This is a genomic window from Caballeronia arvi (assembly GCF_001544695.2).
Lineage (GTDB): Bacteria > Pseudomonadota > Gammaproteobacteria > Burkholderiales > Burkholderiaceae > Caballeronia > Caballeronia arvi.
The window spans coordinates 1-15,939 of sequence record NZ_FCOM02000019.1 but is presented as its reverse complement, the minus strand read 5'-3'; the positions used below and the strand labels follow the sequence as shown (position 1 = coordinate 15,939).

The window sequence follows — 15,939 nt, the reverse complement described above, 5'->3', positions numbered from 1 at the left end:
GCCCTTGCTGCTTGCTGAGCGGGCCGGAAGTCTCGCCGAACGACCGCACAGAAGTGCAATCCAGTTGGCTGCTATGTGCGTGTCCCTCGAGGACCGCTAAGGCCTGTCTTGTTTTGGGCTTGCGAGACGATGCGCGGCCATCAATCAATGGGGGCTGAGCGGACACGCGCCGGGTTTCCAACCGCCGTCGCTCCCGACGGAACATCTCGAGTCACAATGCTTCCGGCACCAATCAGGGCGTCGTCGCCGATAGTGACGCCCGGTAAGATGATTGCGCCCGCGCCTATCCACACATTACGACCTATCCGAACGGGACGACCCAACTCTAGGCCACGCGCTCGCACCGCTGGGTCCCGCGGATGGTCAGCGGTCAAAATCTGAACGCCGGTTGCGATTTGCGTCATATCACCGATTTCGACCGCAACAACATCGAGAATGATGCAGCCGAAATTCAGGAAGACACCGGTACCCAGACTTATGTTGAAGCCGTAGTCGCAGTGAAATGGTGGTCGAATCATTGCGTCCGACCCGACGGCCGCGAACCTATCTTTCAGGAGTTGATAGCGCTCTGCAAGAGGCATGTCGACCCGTTCGTTGAAGCGTTGCATCCACGTTCGCGCCGCGGCTTGGTCTGCCTGTATTTCCGGCGCACTGGCCGTGTAGAGTTCGCCGGCCAGCATTTTCTCCTTCTCGGTTCGACTCATCTTTCCTCCACTCCCTCTGTTATGACGGATGCAAGCAATTGGCCGCCGAGATGCGAACATGGCAATTGTTGTTCGCGGGTTCAGGCCTGAAATCCGAGCTTGTCCCGCAGAGTGATTTCCCGAATCACTCTGCACGGTACTCCCGCCGCAAGAGTGTTCGATGGCAAGTTACGAGTAACCACGCTCCCTGCCCCGACAACGACGCCATCGCCAATCTCAACGCCCGGCGTTACATGGACGCCACCTCCAAGCCAGACGGCGCTTCCAATCTTCACGGGCTTCGCGATACATGCGCCGTTGCGTCGTTCTGTCGGGTCAAGAGAGTGGTTTGTTGTGAAGACGCTGACACGCGGACCGAAGAGGACGTCGTCCCCTATTTCGATTCCACCACCATCGAGCAACACGCAATCGAAGTTCGCGTAAAAGCGCTCCCCTACTTTGACGTGGAAACCAAACTCGCAGCGCAGCGTGGGCTCAAAGAAGGCTGATTCGCCGACAGATGCGAGCAAGCTACGAAGAATCTTCATTCGCCCTGCCGCGTCGTCTGTGGGGAGGCGATTGTAGTCATCTGTCAGCGCGACGGTTCGGGCGCGCGCTGCAATCAACTCAGGGTCCAAGTCGTTGTAGACCTTTCCTGACAGCATCAGGGTCCGAAGCTCCTCAAGGTTCACGTTGTTCGACTCCGTAGTCAGCGCTTGCTCGGCAGCACAAGGTGCTCGCTTGAGACCATGTAACGTCAGAACTCAGACAGACGCTTCCGGAGCAGAGTTCAAGCGGAGCTGGCACGCCGCGCAGTGCGACTGCCAGGGGGTGCGATGACGCGACAAGCTCAACTGAGGGCACGTTCGCGCCTGTTTCAAATATCGTGACTCTCAAGCTCGGGGCAACGCCCGTCGTTTGTAGCCACCAACGACGCGTTCTGGCATTCGAAATGCAAGAACATAAGGGCTGAGAATCCAGCCCTTATGGCAAACCCTCAGTGAGTAGACCTTGCCTTAAGCCTGCCCTTCAAGGGTCGATAATCACAACTTCATCCCGACGTGTGCGGGCGCAGGGTCCGGCGTATTCTCTAAAGTATTTATCGAGTTGATAACACCGTAAAGCTCAACGAGTGCTTTTTCTTTCTCTACATCATGCCCGCCGACGACACGAGCCATCTCGGTGCGCGACAGTTCTTTCTCCGGGCAGCGGAGGTCAACAATGGTCAGTGTGCTCATCTTGATTCACCTTTACGAAGTGGTGGCGCCAGGGGCCGGGACTGTGATTGAGCGCTTCTAAGCAACGCTCGCTACACCTTAGTCACGTTCTGTGCCAAGTGCGACACCGTCACTCGCCGCGGCGTAACAGTTTGTTTACAAGGGGAAAAAAACAAGCCGCCAAGGTTTGGCCCGCTTGGCGCGATATAGATGTGTTGGGGTGCGTCCGACACATGACTGGGATTTGTTCCGAGTTGATGATGAAGAACGACGACAAAACGCGCGCATTTGCTCGCAATACTGAACTCGGCCAAGCTGAAATCAAGGACGGAAGGTTTTGCGACGTCGACGAGTTCCTAGCTGAACTCGAGCAAGAGGATGATTGCCGGGGCGAAAGCTCCAGAATCTGATTTCGACCGCCGACTTACCGGAAGGGTGGACACATCGCCACATTGCAACCGCCCTGTGTTGGGCAAATGTAAAAAGCGTTCCGGTTGGTCTATTGAAAGACCTCTCGGAACTCTTCACGGCCGAATTCGGGCTCACGCTGGAAAGCAATCGCTGAACCTATCCGTACAACGCGCTTAGTAGCCCGCTCGGTCTTCTGACTGAGGCAGTGCAAACCTTGGCGGGCGTTCTGCTACCAGTGCGACTGTTTTCCTCTTGCTTCTCTGCAACGACAAGGCAGTGCTCGGTCCCTGGGTCACTTCGAAGGCTTTGAATGCCTTCACTGGCGCGTTTGTATGGGTGATTGTTATGTTGTCCATCATTCTGACCGCGTCGGTCATGTATCCCGACATATCAAGCAGAACTATCGTCGGAATACATGTCGGCGGGACCGTGCTGGCTGCAATGGGCTATTCAGCCACCGCGTATTTGCGCCGGACTTGCACCGGGTCGTCAACCTTCTCCGCCGAGCTCTCGTCGGCAACTCGTGCGAACCGAGAAGCTTGGCGTATGCCACCGCTCGAAGATTTGCCAGAGGCACGGTTGACCCTCTCCAATCGTATTTGGATGGGCGTTCTGCGGTTGTACCTGGTGACTGCAGTCGGCCTTGTCATCATCAAGGTCGTGCAAGTAGTACTGCAATAAAGCAACCTCGACGAGGTTCAATCGCGCATCATGCGGAGGCTCTCACCCGGGCTGCCGAACTTCCGTGCTTTCCGCCACCTTCTCGTCGAGGTCTGTTTGCTTAAGGAAGCGCAGGGCTTCGCCTTTGCGCCTCGCTTTTCGCGAGTCGCCGCTCGAGTGTTCTCAGTCGCTCATTTAGCGATTCATTCGTGCGTTGGCTTCCATCAACTCTGACGCGCCCTCAAGCCGGTGGTGTCTCGTGACCAGCCTCCTCCGCATGATGAAGCAAGGGAGCAACGGCGGCCCATCCTATCGAATGGCTAACTGCGCCTCGCGGATTCAAACGCAGAACTCGAGAGCCATCGTCAAAGGTCAAGCACTCGATTTCAACCCCGTCGATGAACTCGTCTGATGTATCGGGTGACACGCCGAAATAATGCTTGAATGCAAGACCGCCCTCGCGGAGAAGGTCCACAGCCTGTTGTACTGCGCCCCCCGGCCCGTCGTTTCGCTGCCATCTGTTCAGCAGTTTTGCCGCGATTTCGGCATCGTGCATGTGATGCTCCGAGTTCACACCGCATACGGCGCTTAAATCTAGATGTAAAGAAAGTAGCAAAATTTGTGCGATGCAACAGGAGGCACTGATTTGGTTTCAACGAAAAGCATTTCGTATGAAGGAACTGCCGCCGGAATGGCGCGCATCTTTGGCCTGTGACCGCCGCAAACCCTGACAGCAATGATTAGTATGAGGATTGCCGAAAGTCGTAATAACCTGGTTACAGGAAAACGGACCTCCGCCGCGTCGCGAGGACGCAGAGTGCGGGTGGTCGCTTTTACCGGTGATGAAAAAAATATGTGCCAGCCATGCTCTTTTGCCTTGTCGACAATGCTTCGACAGCGTATCTTGCGCGTCAGGGTAATTACTTAGTGAGCGCTCTTCGATGCTTGAAGCTTCTTTGAGGTCGAACGGACGAATTGGGCTTCGCATCTATGCAGACATGGTCGCTAAGCCGGCAATTGCTATTTCGATTGTCTACTGTGCATTGTCGAACATCAGCTTTCAAACCGCAGCGGACGGTTCGTTCTCAATGAGCCGTGCGAGCGAGGTCGGCTTGGTCAGCGTGCACTACGCGGAGCAGCACGCCACGGACGCAGTTCTCTTCAAACGCGTAGGCCCGACGCTCTTCGAATATCGCGTCAGGCGTCCCTTGGTAGGTTACGCGGGCATTCCATGGCTCGTTGCGCGCCGAACAGAGATTGACCTAGCGCGTCATTGCGAAGACCTGAGCCATGAGGGGTGCACGCTGGATGCGAACTAGCCGATGTCAGTAGTCCCGTGCGAGCAACGAAGCAAGAACGCCTCTCTCGGTCGCAGGTCGTTCAAGAAGAAGCGTCATTGTTGAAGCGCAGAATATTCCGCCAGCGGCCGTGACTTTGGTCGGTGAACCGACTGCTTGCTGTTGACAGCCGCCCTAGCACTTGAACGTGGACGAGGTTTGGCGAACGTCCCGGGACGCCAAACCACCGCGAGCTTCTGCTTGGCGCCGACTGATTCCCGGTGAATCGATAGCCCCGCGCCGAAACTTCAGTCGATTACTTATCAAAATGAAAAATAAAACCGGCCTGCGCAAACCACAGAGAAAGTCAATCCCTCCGCTGCTTGGTTCACTTCTTCGGACTGGTCACCCTAGCGATACAAACCCTCTCTCTTTGAAAAGTTGAATTGCCCTAGACGCGTTACATCGCGGCCGGGGAACGAGTAGCCTGCTTACCTTACTGTGTCAGCAGCTGTTGATATCTGAGGAGCTATGCTTAGCGGGATATCAAGAGGCAAGAACGGCTTGCGTCCGTGAGGCTCACGCTGCGCTCGTGCGGCTCGACTGGGACGCGAGGTCAAGCATCGATTGGAAAGCGGCTGGCACCGGCTATGAGGCATTGCGTGATGCGCTGGTGGTCTATGACGCACAGTTGCGCAGTGCTCAGCTCGCAACGGCGAGCCGCCTTATAGACCATCTACGCCGAAATGACCAACGGTAGTACGTTGAAGAAACTTCGCATCAAAGGCGAGGTCATGCGCGTTTGAGGCCTACACGTGTCACCAAATGAATGCCTCGGCGTCGGGTGGCGATTTCACAACTGGTCAGACGGTTCGCCCTTTCGCTGAATTGCGCAGACCGACATTCGCGCATTCAGCATCCGCTCATCGACAGCTGACTGCTGCTTACGACGCCTAGCATCGGAGCCCTTCCCGCCGAATGCGGCCCCAACGGCCGTTGAGCGCGTATCTTTCGCGTCGCCAGAGGCCCTCGTCAGTCGGACAAACGCAGCGTGGCTTATGTCTTAGCTCCCGCCCGAGCTTGTGCTGCACACCGCACGCAAAGCGTTCTCAACCACCCTTCGCGGTACCGACTCAGCTCTCCTAGCGCGCCGCACAGCTCGCACGTGACGCGGCTTCTTTCGATTGCCATGTCAACGAAGCCTATTGCTGCTTCCGGAGCCGGCCGGTCGAAATAAACGCGAAGCGCAGACAATTTCTCTTTTACCTGCACGATGTTCAAACGATTCGAGCCGCCTGCTCTCGCAATTGTCTCGAGTTCCGCTGAGAGTTCTTCGACAATGCCATACCAACCATCGCCGCATTCGAAGCGTTCGCCGCCAGGGAAACGTGGTTCAAGAGTTTGATAGATTGTCGGAAACGCGCCAATCAAGTATTCCTCGTAGGCAGGTTTCATAATTAGGTCCGGTTAGTTGTGCTGGACAGCTTTAGCATGCGGCCACGACGAACCGCCTTGTCGGCCCCGCTGTCCGGAACGGGTGCCGCATGAACGATGCCTGCGATGAACACCGCATAGGACAACAGCATTTCCGATACGTTTGCCAGCGCCACCGCGCATCCTTACCAAGGCCTCCGTGCGCTTCTCTAAGATGCCCGAGACTGCACGTTAGCGGTACGGTCATTGCGCAGCGTTTAGATGAGCAGTAGCCTTGTGAATGACCGAATGCACTCCGTCCTCCTCGTCGACGACGACCTCGACTCTCTTACAGCACTTCGCTTCGTATTCGAAGTCCACGACTTCCACGTCCTGGTAGCCGAGCACGGTGGCGCGGCGCTCGTCCAGTTAGCGAAGCACTTACCGGACTTAATCGTGACGGATATGGAGATGCCAGAGGTCGACGGCGTCGAGCTCTGCAAGCGGCTGAAGTGGCATCCGACGTACGCGGCCGTTCCGGTCATCCTCGTTTCAGGCGGCCTGCCGCCGGCAAGCGCGCCAATGGTTTGGGATGCATTCCTAGCGAAGCCCGTCGACTTTTACCAGCTCCTTGCAGTCATTGAGCAGTTGCCGGTCCTCCGGTTGCACGCAGGAATGCGGTAGCACGTATCCCTTCGGTCTTATCTCCTTCCAAGTGCCGGCTTCGCATCGAACTGGCACGAAGCTACAGAGTGCCCTTTTTTATTCGTTCAATGGCGTCGAGTAGATGCCTTCGATACGCTAGCATAGCCTCATGAGCTTCCTGCAAAGTGGACAGCAGAGGGAGCGTGACCGCGACGTCGGGGCCGGCCCTCTCGAGTTCGCGCATATGTCTTTCTCGCTCTCGGCCGAGCAGTTCTCTGGTCCAGCCATTTTTAGCATCGCACAACTGCAACATTTCTTTTTGCAAGTCCATCTTCGGCTTCGGTGGAAGGTTGTTTTCCCAGTTCATTCCTTCTTCGCGCCGCAACGAGATTTCGGCTCGGTATTGAAATAGTCCGACACCGAGCCGCATTTCTGCACGCGACATACGCGACTCGGAACAATAGCGCCTTGCCCTGAAATTGATTAGCCACGGTTTGCGGGGAGAGCGGCCCCTCATTACGAGGGGTTCGGCGCCGCGTCCATGCCGAAAGTTGGTCGTTGGACATGCTCGTTCTATCGCTGATGTGGTTCTCACCAACCCGGCCAGGGCGCCATTCAATCGGCGCGGCAGTGCGAAGAAGCCCTCACCAGCACGAGCTCCTTTTAACAACAAAGATAGACGGGATTATACTCACCGCTCCTTGAAATGCTTGTCGCGAGCAAACCGCCATCAGTTGCAACCATAGCCCGAACGGCGATTCCACCAGCATATCGCCTGGCCATCCGTGCACACGAACATGCTGCCAACAGCGTCGCATTGAACAGTTGCTTGCCGACGTCCGCTCGCGGCCGCAGTGTCCTTCGTCAACTCTGAGTCCGATGACGCGACTGCGGTTTCAATCTCTGCGCGAACTTTCGCGCTTCCCTCCGGCGACTTTTTTGTCCCAACGACAGGCGCGACGCTGCACGCAGATATGAAAGCAGTCAGACAAATCAATATAAGCGTCCGGCTTTCCGTCGTCGAAATCATGGTCTTTTCCCTAACCTTGGCGGGAGCACGTTGTGCCTCCCGAGCAAAACAGCAGCTGCCGCAGCGCACATAGACCAATTCTACGCCAGCGTTCGCGAGGGCCTTCCGTTGGGCCACTCTAGAGAGGTAGGAAAACTTCCTACCTCTACGGAGCGGCATTTGAGCTGCCGCCCGTTGAGTGCGGAATCTTGTTGAGGCTATGAGTGAGCCGACGACAGTGCTTCCGATACGGCGCTGCACCAACGATTCCCGACAACTAACGTCAACGGCAGAGCTTCTCGCCCGTTAGTTCAAACAAGGCGCTCGGCCATATTTCCGGAGAATACTTATGAACAAGCCTTTCGCAGTCGCTGTGGCAGCATTCTTCTCGGTCGGAATCGCCTGCGCCCAAACGGCCACTCCGGCTGCGGCGTCGGCCGTTAAACCTGCGCCAACTGCAGCAGCGGCTTCGAGTTGCGACGCCCAGGCAATCGATAAAAATGGCAAACCGCTGTCCGGCGCGGCTAAGACCTCGTTCATCAAGAAGTGCGAGGCCGGCAACAAGGGCAATGCCTCCGCCGCGTGCGCGAGCAAGGCGGTAGGAAAAGATGGAAAACCGCTCGCTGGCGCTGCGAAAACGTCATTCATGAAAAAGTGCGAGGCTGATGCCACGAAATAATCGCGAACGAAAGCAAGGCCGGTCTGGTGCCTGCTTGCGCTGGTTGGTCTCGAGGAGGCCAACCTTTCTACAGCGCCAGCGATTCACCATTGTCGATGTCTAACTGCCCTCTTCGGCCGTAACCTTCGACCAAAGTTAGTTTCCTGAACGACTTGTCCTGGTGTCCTGGACGTTGTTATCGAGCATCTATTCCCGAAAGCCCGCTTGCCGTACAACTTCAATAGTGGTATGCCGTAGTTCGATGAGTCATCAGATGGAGGAGAACATGACTACCCTCGAACGAATTCAGGCACGTGTGAAGAAACTGCAAGCACAAGCCGAAACTCTTATCGCTAAGCAAGTGCAAGCTGCGGTCGACCAGATACGCGAATTGATGTTGAAACACGGACTCACTACTGCAGACATCGAAGCCAAAGCGAAAGCAAAAGGAGATGCGAAGACAATTGGCACCGCTGTCGTCGGTCGAAGTGTGAAGGCGTCGCCCGCCAAAGGAAAGTTGCCAGCAAAGTACTTGAATCCCAAAACAGGCGAGACATGGAGCGGCCATGCGCGACCGCCCGCTTGGATTAAAGACGTGAAGGACCGCACGAAGTTTCTCATCGATGACTCCGCTGTCGCCACTCTGGCAGAGAAGGTCGCTGCGTCCAGCGGAAAAACTCCCGCTCGCAAAGTGCAATCAAAGGGCGCGCAGCCTGCAAAATATCGAGACCCTAAGTCCGGAGCTACCTGGAGCGGTCGCGGCCGGGCCCCCAAGTGGCTCGCTTCCGCAAGAGACCGAAGCAAGTTTTTGATTGAACAAGCTCCTGCCACCACATCGGATGTGTCGACGACTGCCTCGGCACCCAAGTCGAAAGCTGCGCGGAAGGTCAGCGCTGTGAGCAAGAAGGTTGCCGCTAAAAAGATGGCTACCGCTGCAAAGAAGCCTGCGGTCGCGAAGAAGGCCGCAACGAAGGCGTCGGCAAAAACATCGGCAAAGACAGCAGGCACTGCAAAAAAGTCGTCTGCTCGCAAAACGGTTGCGCGCAAGGTCTCGCCTACGACACCAGCGGAACCCTCAAACGCCTGAAGCGGTGAACGCTAAATCGGTGGGAGATTGGCGCTGCATGTCGTGCCCGTCACGGCGCGGCAAGAATGGGCGGACCAGTGAGAAGAAGGCCCACCGGAAATCGGCGGGCCCGAAAAGATGAACGCACTCACGCAAGGGCGCGAAAGTAATCTAGGTAACGGCCGAGCCGGATTCAAGGCATGAGGCGAAACAATCATTTTCGTCGATGCGCAGCGTTCCACTAAGGTGTACTGCACGTGCTCTGCAATTCCGGTGGGTACCGTGTCGACCAAAGCGGTTAATCGTCGTCATCGCCGTGATGACGGCGCTCCCATCCTCGGTGTCTACCATTATCGCGTCGCCAGTGTCGTTCACGGTATCCCTCACCGTCACCATACCCATAGTAGACGGGAGCTGGTGCGTAGACCATTGGAGGAGGCGCTTGGTAGACGACGGCAGGTTGCTCGACATACAAAGGTGCCGGTGTGCCAAGGTATAGTCCGACGTCCACGTGTGCAAGCGCTGCACTTGATGCGCATGCGCCGCCGACAATTACGGCTGCTAGAACGGTGCTGCGCTTGATAACGTTCCTACTCATTGCGAACTCCAACTGGATGTGTCCGCAATAACGCTACCGCAATCGGGTTGGTGCACGTCGATAGAGCACTTCTTTGTAAGAATCTGTAGCGCATCCCTCAAGCCGCGTACGCGAGCTCACCTTCTCGCTTTTATTCTTCCTCGCTCTTCAGTGCGCAAGCTTGGATTGTTGAACCAAATGCACAGCGATTGTCGTAGTCGCTATTGCGTCGTTACTTTCGAAGCGCTGTGCTTGCCATATGAGCATTTGGGTTGCAGCGGTAATGCGGCGGACAGTCCGCGACGTCCCCGCGAACTGCCATCGTATGCGTCGAGTCCAGCTTCAAGAAACCGAAATCACGGCACTCGCATCGCTCGAGCTACCTGGTAGCGACGTCGCTGCGTCCGGAGCATTCTCTGCCGCCACTTTGCCAGCAGCCCCCTTCGTTCCGACCTTCTTAGCGGCAGCTTTCTTGCTCCCAACCCGCGCTCCCTTCTTCGCTGCGGATATCGACTTCTTCGCAGCAGCGCCCTTGCCGCCAGGAGTCTTCGCGGAGGTCGGCGAAGCCCTCTTCGCCGCGCCCTTCTTTGCTGACACCGTCGCAGTCGCCTTCTTCGCCGCCGCTTTCTTTGCCGTCACCGCCTTCGGCGTGCTTTCCGTCGCACCCGCCTTGGCCGCAGCAACGTCAATCAGGAACTTGGTCCGGTCTCTCGCGCCTGCAAGCCAAGCCGGCGCTTTCCCGCGACCGCTCCATTCTGCGCCGCTCTTCGGGTCGCGATACATCGCGGGCTGCTTCCCCCTAACATAGTTGCCTGGCTTCGCCGAGCTTCTGTCAGCAATGGGTGCTGTCGTTGCATTACCACCAATTAGGAACCGGTCGCGATTCTTTGCGCTCGCGAGCCATGCCGGAGCTCTGCCGCGTCCACTCCATTCCGCGCCGGACTTGGGGTCACGATAAAGCGCGGGCTGCGGACCGCGTAGGTAATTGCCGGGCTTCGCGGCGTTCTTCGCGGCTGGATTCGTGGCAGGCGGAGTGCTCGTCGAGCTGCCATCAATCAGAAACTTATCCCGGTTCCTTGCGCCCGCTATCCATCCGGGCGCGCGTCCATGGCCACTCCAAGTAGCCCCCGACTTCGGGTCTTGATACCGAGCGTTCGAAGCCCCTTCGACCGAAGATGACTTGCTCGCCATTTTGGTGCCACGGTTCTTGCCGCCAAATTCCGAGCTAAGGTCCTCCATCGAAATCCCGTGCTTTGACATCAACGAATGAATTTGCGCGATGACGCCTGCCGACTGTTTCTTCGTAATTGTCTCAGCTTGTGCCTGCAGTTTCGCAATCTTTGCTTGAATGCTTTCGAGCGTAGCCATGATTTCCCCTCTTGCGTGGTTGCAATCAACGCACTATGCCATATGAGAAGTAAGCAATGCGAGCTTCCATGTCTAGAGCAATGCTCTAATCATGCGGGGAGTATTTTTTGAGAGGGCAAACTCAAGGAGAGCACTGCAAGTCCAACAGAAAGATTCAGAGGCTTGCCTTCATTCGGACGCTACTAACGTATCGCATCACGCCAACGTTGTTAGCAACTTCATGAAGTTCCTCTTGGCGCCATACGTATCTCGAATGACGTCGAGTTCCTTCTCGAACTCAAGCTGCTCGCCCAACTCTGTTCTCAGACTTCGAATTTTGCGAACAATGCTGAAAGCTTCGTCGTAGCGCGCTTTCCTTGTTCCATGGTCCGCCGCGATTGGCAGCAGACGATGATAAAGCGCAATCGCGTCACGAGGATGGGTCCTCGCTCGGATTGACGCCATAGTTGCCCACAGATTCGTCGCGACTGCACCGGCGGCGAATGCCTGCCAAGCGTTTTCGTAGTCTTTAGAAGCAAGGAAGATTTCCACGATTGTGCTGCGCGACCTCGGGTGGTACCACATAGACTTTTTGGCGGCAGCCTCCGCTTCCTCCTTCTTCACCAGCGCCCAGAGAAGGGCAAACGCTCTCTCGCCCGCGTGGTCAATACTGTCCGTAGACTGTGCCACTTCCATCAGCGCCGCAAATCCCTCTGCGTCAGGTCGCTGCTCGAAGCGCACCCACGCATACATGTTCGCTTCCACGGAGTCGCCACGACGTAGATACTCCTGCACGCAGAAGTCCAGCAAGCGTTGGTCAGCGTCCTTAAAGGCACCAAGGCCTTGCCGAGCCCACTCAAGGCCCTCATCGTACCGACCGTCCTGCACGCAAGTTTCCGCAATTAGCAGATAACGATACGGCGCCGAGAGGTCCTTCTGTCGGATAGCAATCTGTTCGTCGATGTCGCCGTCAAGCTCGGCAAGCCTAATAGCTGCATGCTCGAGCCGGGTTCGATTGCCATCAAACGACCGGCGCATACCGTCTTCTGGCGAAAGTCTCGGAAATTGGCGCCATCCTTCTTCGACAAGCTGTCGATAGCGCCGCAGCCCATCTTCCCCCAACGGCTCGACGTACGCCGGTATCAGCTCATAGAAAGTGTCCCACATGCCCTCGACCTGAAACCGATAAAGGCGCTCAGCTAGCTTGACCGGGTCCGGCGAGGTTAGTCGACATGCTTCGAGATGGACTGCTGCCAATTCGAGGATGCCTGGCATCACATCGCCATTCGAATCATCAATCTGCTCGAGGCTCTTTTCTGCGCCAGCAATGGCCAACTCGGCGAGTGCCACAACTTGCTCGGCCGATGGACCCAAAAGCCGCTGACGAAGCGAATCAGCAAGTGAAAACAGCCCGTCGCCGTAGCCACCTGCTTCACGCCAGTCAAGCGGTCGGCCGATTCTTGTCGCCTCCCTTACCGCCGCCCTCATGTTGGTTAGGTCGTCAGCGCTGGCTGCTCGCGCTGCAAACAAAAGCTTGTCGCGCAGCACCATATCGCGTTCTACCGCATCGAGCAGCAGTTCGCGCATGGCGTCGTCGTTCAGCGTCGCCACGTACTCGCTGATAAGTTCTTCAGATGTCTTGCGCTTCTTTCTGGTTTTCGTAGGCTCCGACTCGTCTGAATGAAAGACCCCCGCACCGGAGTTCTCGAGCCAAGAGAGCGCGACGGCGACAAGATGTTTGCAGAAAGTGCCTGACTGTCCGACCGGACAATCGCATGCGTAAGCAAGTTCCTCGTCAAGTCCGACCTTGAGTTCGACGCTGTAAGAGCTTGTGCCGTTGACGCTTGCGCGCAAAATCCCACGGCGCTCCTCAAGTCGCGATACAGCTCCATCATGGAAGTACGCTCTCCCGCGAGCGAACGTCTTCGCGTCGGCAAGAGACTCCACTTCGTCCAGTGTCAACACGTCGCCGAGCTTAGTTTTGCTAGTCATACATGCGGGTCCCCGTGCGTCGGATTCCCATTGTAGTCACTGCAGGTCGCGCTTCCGCGGATGAGTACCGTCGGCCTCGTTGTCACCGCACCATAGGAACAACACAGGCGCGCATCCGGATGGCGGCAACGTACTGACGGCTCCTTCCATTTGATGGGTCACGGCAACGGAAACGCCATGGTGTCGCCGTGAACACATCGCAGAGGACGCATTCCGACGATACAGTAGGCATCTAAAACAAATCGTCCCATAAGAAACAGGTCGAGATGCGATGCTACTATTTCCTCCCTCTGCGTCTTCTCTCACTATCCGACATGGACAATACCGACGTCTTCGAAAGAATGAGAGAAAGGGTCGAGCGTCAAATCGAACAACGTCAGGCTGAGTTGCTTCCTTTTCACGAGTATGTTTTTTCGCTGGAGAAGGCAGGCTACGACAGCGCGGCGGCTAGATACGTCTTGGAGTGTATGAAACAAGAGTTGATTAAGTGGCAGGACGTAGAGGCCGGAATCAATGCGTTCGCTCCGGATGTGCGCAACCGCGCGCGTGCTTGAAGAGAGCGGCTTAACTGAGATGCCGGGTTGTCGCGCTGCAAGACCGCATGTGCAAAACCTTCAAGACCTGCGCTAACTGGGAACTTAAGAACCGCCGGGAGCTGACACCGCGGACCGGTCCCGTGCCCTGCTGCCTTGCCGGATAACGGCTTTTTAGTAGCGACGGCCAATGCGCAGCGCCTTCTCGCTCTAACCTAACTCCCACCTAAGCCCTCACCTCAATTGAGCCGTTCTGGCTCGTCACTCGTCGAAATCACTAGGCAAAGGAGCGACGGCCGCCCATCCAATCGAATTACCGACCGCGCCCCGCGGGTTCAGACGCAGAACTCGCGAGCCATCGTCAAAGGTGAGGCATTCGATTTCTACCCCATTCATGAACTCATCTGACGTATCGGGGGATACGCCAAAGTAATGCTTACAGGAAAGCCCGCCCTCGCGGAGAAGGTCAACGGCATGTCGCATAGAGCCTTTCGAGCGGTCGTTTCGCTGCCATCTGTTCAATAGGGTTGCAGCAATTTCGGCCTCGTGCATGTGATGCTCCACTCCACGCCGCAGAACGGCGCCTGAATCTAGATGCGAGAAAAATAGCAAAATTTGTGCAACGCAACAAGAACATCTCGGGCTCTTTGTCGACTGGCGCAGAAGCATTGAATCTTCTGATGAAAGTGCGATTAACTTGGAGGGGGACTTTTTTAAGACGGGCGGCCGCGTCCGACCGTATCGCAGTCTCACACGCACTTGGGAGTGCGCAGCAGTTTACCGAATGCGGAAAATATGCGGCCGACGTGCCTTTTTCCTTGTCGTCAGCGCTCGAACATAGTATCTTCCGCGTCAGGGTAAATACTTACTGACACCTATGCTCGAAGCTTCTGTGAAGTGGAAAGTACGAACGGACGGACTTCTGGCCTATGCTGGCATGGTCGCGAAGCCAGTAATTGCCATTTCGATTGCCTATTGCGTGTTGTCGAACATCAGTTTTCAGTTCGCTGCGGATGGCTCGTTCTCAATGCGCCGCGCGGAAGAGGTAGGCCTTGTCACATTGGACTACGCGCAGCAGCATGCAACCGACGCAGTGCTTTTCAAGCGAGTAGGACCGGAACTCTTCGAATATCGAATCAAGCGTCCCTTGTTGGGCTACGCGGGCATCCCATGGCTTGTCGCGCGTCGTACAGATATCGACCTTGCGCACCGTTGCGAAAACCGTCCGGGGTGCAAGCTAGAGGAGGATTAGCCAGCGTGCACGGCACCGTGCCGGCCGACGAAAACACATGTGTCCACATTCGGCCATCGCAATCACACTCGAAGTTGCGACCGACCTTGAGAAGGTCTGCTTCAGCCGCATATCAATATGAGCAATAAATCAGGGCTGCGCAAACCACTAAGAAGGTCTATCCCTCCGCTGCTTGGTTCACTCCTTCGGGCCGGCGCCTCCAGCAAAGCAAACCCTCTCTCTTTGAAAAGCTGGATTGCTCTCGACGCTTTACATCGCGGCTGTGGAACGAGCAGCCTGCTCACCTTACTGTGTCAACAGCTCTTGATATCCGAAGAGCTATGCTTTGCCGGTTATCAAACAGCGCGACTGGCTTCCGTCCGCGAGGCGCGCGCAGCACTTGTGCGCCTGGACTGGGACGCGAAGTCACGCATCGATTGGAAAGCGGCGGGAAGCGACTACGAGGCATTGCGCGACGCATTGCTGGTGTATGACGCACAACTGCAAAGTGCTCCTGGCGTTCAAGTGCGCGATGCCCAACTCGCAACGGTCACTCGGCTTCAGGACCATCTTGGTCGAAAATGAACAACGGTAGCTCATTGGCGACATACCAGCTTCCGAAACTCTCGTGGCCAACCGATGGAGGCGGGAGGAAGCACTCCCACCAGTGATAACTCATGCTAATCCATCAGCGCCGCGATTCGTTCCTCGAGGCGGTGCAGACCTATCGTCGCGGGCTGCGCCTCCACGACGCCGAATATCTCGCTTCGACTAGGTGATGGGTCTACCAGGAAGTTTCTCGGGAACTTGTCTTGTCGGTCCCAAGGAAGCATCGCCTCTGGTGGTACGACCTCGAATGCACTGCCAACGGCCACAAAGAGGTCGCAAGCACGCATCTCAACTCGGAGTCGATGCAGATTCATATATTCAGGTGCAGCTTCCCCAAAGAAAACAACTCCTGGTTTGACGCCTTCATAATTTCCGCAAATCGGTCAAACGACTGCTGGGTCGAAGTACAGCCCCTCTTTCGGGAACGCGAGGTCACACGCAGTGCATAGTAACGAGTTCAGGTCGCCATGCAGATGAATGACAGAGGTGGCGCCGGCTCTCTCAAGCAGGTCATCGACGTTCTGAGTCAACAGTCCCCGGCGGGCAGTTCAACTTCCCCTACTTATGGGCGCGTAAATTCCCCCACCCCGTGAAGCAGGACGAGATCGTTA

General features: G+C 56.4%; 17 protein-coding genes and 2 pseudogenes. 8 read left to right on the top strand and 11 right to left on the bottom strand.

What is annotated here, in order from left to right; genetic code table 11:
* Positions 1-140: 140 nt before the first annotated feature.
* The 3 genes from AWB74_RS21180 to AWB74_RS21170 form a co-directional block, all read right to left on the bottom strand.
* The gene (locus tag AWB74_RS21180) at positions 141-704 is read right to left on the bottom strand and encodes a sugar O-acetyltransferase (RefSeq protein ID WP_061148700.1); all 564 of its coding nucleotides are present in this window, start codon (positions 702-704) and stop codon (positions 141-143) included.
* Between the two features lie 80 nt (positions 705-784).
* Complete coding sequence (locus tag AWB74_RS21175) at positions 785-1,375, bottom strand: sugar O-acetyltransferase (RefSeq protein WP_235024645.1); 591 nt, start codon at positions 1,373-1,375, stop codon at positions 785-787.
* Between the two features lie 351 nt (positions 1,376-1,726).
* A complete protein-coding gene (locus AWB74_RS21170; protein WP_061148698.1) occupies positions 1,727-1,921 on the bottom strand; it encodes a hypothetical protein in 195 nt (64 codons plus the stop codon).
* A 239-nt stretch (positions 1,922-2,160) separates the two neighbouring features.
* Between AWB74_RS21170 and AWB74_RS46465 the strand changes: the two genes are divergently transcribed.
* Together AWB74_RS46465 and AWB74_RS21165 are read left to right on the top strand one after the other, a co-directional pair.
* Positions 2,161-2,310, top strand: a complete 150-nt coding sequence (locus tag AWB74_RS46465; RefSeq protein ID WP_160110299.1) for a hypothetical protein — start codon at positions 2,161-2,163, stop codon at positions 2,308-2,310.
* Between the two features lie 179 nt (positions 2,311-2,489).
* A pseudogene (locus AWB74_RS21165) lies at positions 2,490-2,992 on the top strand (manganese transporter); the annotation flags it as partial.
* Positions 2,993-3,212: 220 nt separating this feature from the next.
* Here AWB74_RS21165 and AWB74_RS21160 read toward each other — a convergent pair.
* The 3 genes from AWB74_RS21160 to AWB74_RS46460 all read right to left on the bottom strand — a co-directional run bounded on the left by AWB74_RS21160 (position 3,213) and on the right by AWB74_RS46460 (position 5,858).
* Positions 3,213-3,527: a hypothetical protein gene (locus AWB74_RS21160; RefSeq protein WP_200822008.1), complete on the bottom strand. Its 315-nt coding sequence runs from the start codon at positions 3,525-3,527 to the stop codon at positions 3,213-3,215.
* A gap of 1,777 nt (positions 3,528-5,304) precedes the next feature.
* Positions 5,305-5,703, bottom strand: a complete 399-nt coding sequence (locus AWB74_RS45720; protein WP_143749291.1) for a hypothetical protein — start codon at positions 5,701-5,703, stop codon at positions 5,305-5,307.
* A gap of 2 nt (positions 5,704-5,705) precedes the next feature.
* Positions 5,706-5,858: a hypothetical protein gene (locus AWB74_RS46460; RefSeq protein WP_160110297.1), complete on the bottom strand. Its 153-nt coding sequence runs from the start codon at positions 5,856-5,858 to the stop codon at positions 5,706-5,708.
* An 85-nt stretch (positions 5,859-5,943) separates the two neighbouring features.
* Here AWB74_RS46460 and AWB74_RS21150 point away from each other — a divergent pair, with 85 nt between their 5' ends.
* Entirely contained in the window at positions 5,944-6,345 is a 402-nt protein-coding gene (locus tag AWB74_RS21150; RefSeq protein WP_061148695.1) for a response regulator, read from the top strand.
* A 61-nt stretch (positions 6,346-6,406) separates the two neighbouring features.
* Here the strand turns inward: AWB74_RS21150 and AWB74_RS21145 are convergent, their stop codons facing one another.
* Positions 6,407-6,751 (bottom strand): hypothetical protein, encoded by a 345-nt coding sequence (locus AWB74_RS21145; protein ID WP_061148694.1) that lies wholly within the window; start codon positions 6,749-6,751, stop codon positions 6,407-6,409.
* A gap of 913 nt (positions 6,752-7,664) precedes the next feature.
* Here AWB74_RS21145 and AWB74_RS21140 point away from each other — a divergent pair.
* Together AWB74_RS21140 and AWB74_RS48405 are read left to right on the top strand one after the other, a co-directional pair.
* On the top strand, positions 7,665-7,994 hold the full coding sequence (locus AWB74_RS21140; protein WP_061148693.1) for a hypothetical protein: 330 nt from the start codon (positions 7,665-7,667) through the stop codon (positions 7,992-7,994).
* A gap of 265 nt (positions 7,995-8,259) precedes the next feature.
* On the top strand, positions 8,260-9,060 hold the full coding sequence (locus tag AWB74_RS48405; protein WP_061148772.1) for an H-NS family nucleoid-associated regulatory protein: 801 nt from the start codon (positions 8,260-8,262) through the stop codon (positions 9,058-9,060).
* 898 nt (positions 9,061-9,958) lie between these two features.
* Here AWB74_RS48405 and AWB74_RS21125 read toward each other — a convergent pair.
* Both AWB74_RS21125 and AWB74_RS21120 read right to left on the bottom strand, forming a co-directional pair.
* Positions 9,959-10,984 carry an H-NS family nucleoid-associated regulatory protein gene (locus AWB74_RS21125; RefSeq protein ID WP_087039129.1) on the bottom strand — a complete coding sequence of 342 codons (1,026 nt, stop codon included), beginning with the start codon at positions 10,982-10,984 and terminating at the stop codon, positions 9,959-9,961.
* Positions 10,985-11,179: 195 nt separating this feature from the next.
* A complete protein-coding gene (locus AWB74_RS21120; RefSeq protein WP_061148692.1) occupies positions 11,180-12,955 on the bottom strand; it encodes an SWIM zinc finger family protein in 1,776 nt (591 codons plus the stop codon).
* 314 nt (positions 12,956-13,269) lie between these two features.
* On the opposite strand from AWB74_RS21120, the gene AWB74_RS21115 reads away from it, so the two are divergent.
* Positions 13,270-13,509, top strand: coding sequence for a hypothetical protein (locus AWB74_RS21115; RefSeq protein WP_143749290.1), 240 nt, complete (start codon positions 13,270-13,272; stop codon positions 13,507-13,509).
* A 240-nt stretch (positions 13,510-13,749) separates the two neighbouring features.
* Here AWB74_RS21115 and AWB74_RS21110 read toward each other — a convergent pair whose 3' ends face one another.
* Complete coding sequence (locus AWB74_RS21110; RefSeq protein ID WP_061148690.1) at positions 13,750-14,040, bottom strand: hypothetical protein; 291 nt, start codon at positions 14,038-14,040, stop codon at positions 13,750-13,752.
* Positions 14,041-14,380: 340 nt separating this feature from the next.
* Between AWB74_RS21110 and AWB74_RS21105 the strand changes: the two genes are divergently transcribed.
* Together AWB74_RS21105 and AWB74_RS45715 are read left to right on the top strand one after the other, a co-directional pair.
* The gene (locus AWB74_RS21105) at positions 14,381-14,740 is read left to right on the top strand and encodes a hypothetical protein (RefSeq protein WP_143749289.1); all 360 of its coding nucleotides are present in this window, start codon (positions 14,381-14,383) and stop codon (positions 14,738-14,740) included.
* Between the two features lie 117 nt (positions 14,741-14,857).
* Entirely contained in the window at positions 14,858-15,304 is a 447-nt protein-coding gene (locus tag AWB74_RS45715; RefSeq protein ID WP_143749288.1) for a hypothetical protein, read from the top strand.
* A gap of 95 nt (positions 15,305-15,399) precedes the next feature.
* Here the strand turns inward: AWB74_RS45715 and AWB74_RS21100 are convergent.
* Positions 15,400-15,858 (bottom strand): annotated as a pseudogene (locus AWB74_RS21100) (SIR2 family NAD-dependent protein deacylase).
* Positions 15,859-15,939: the final 81 nt, after the last annotated feature.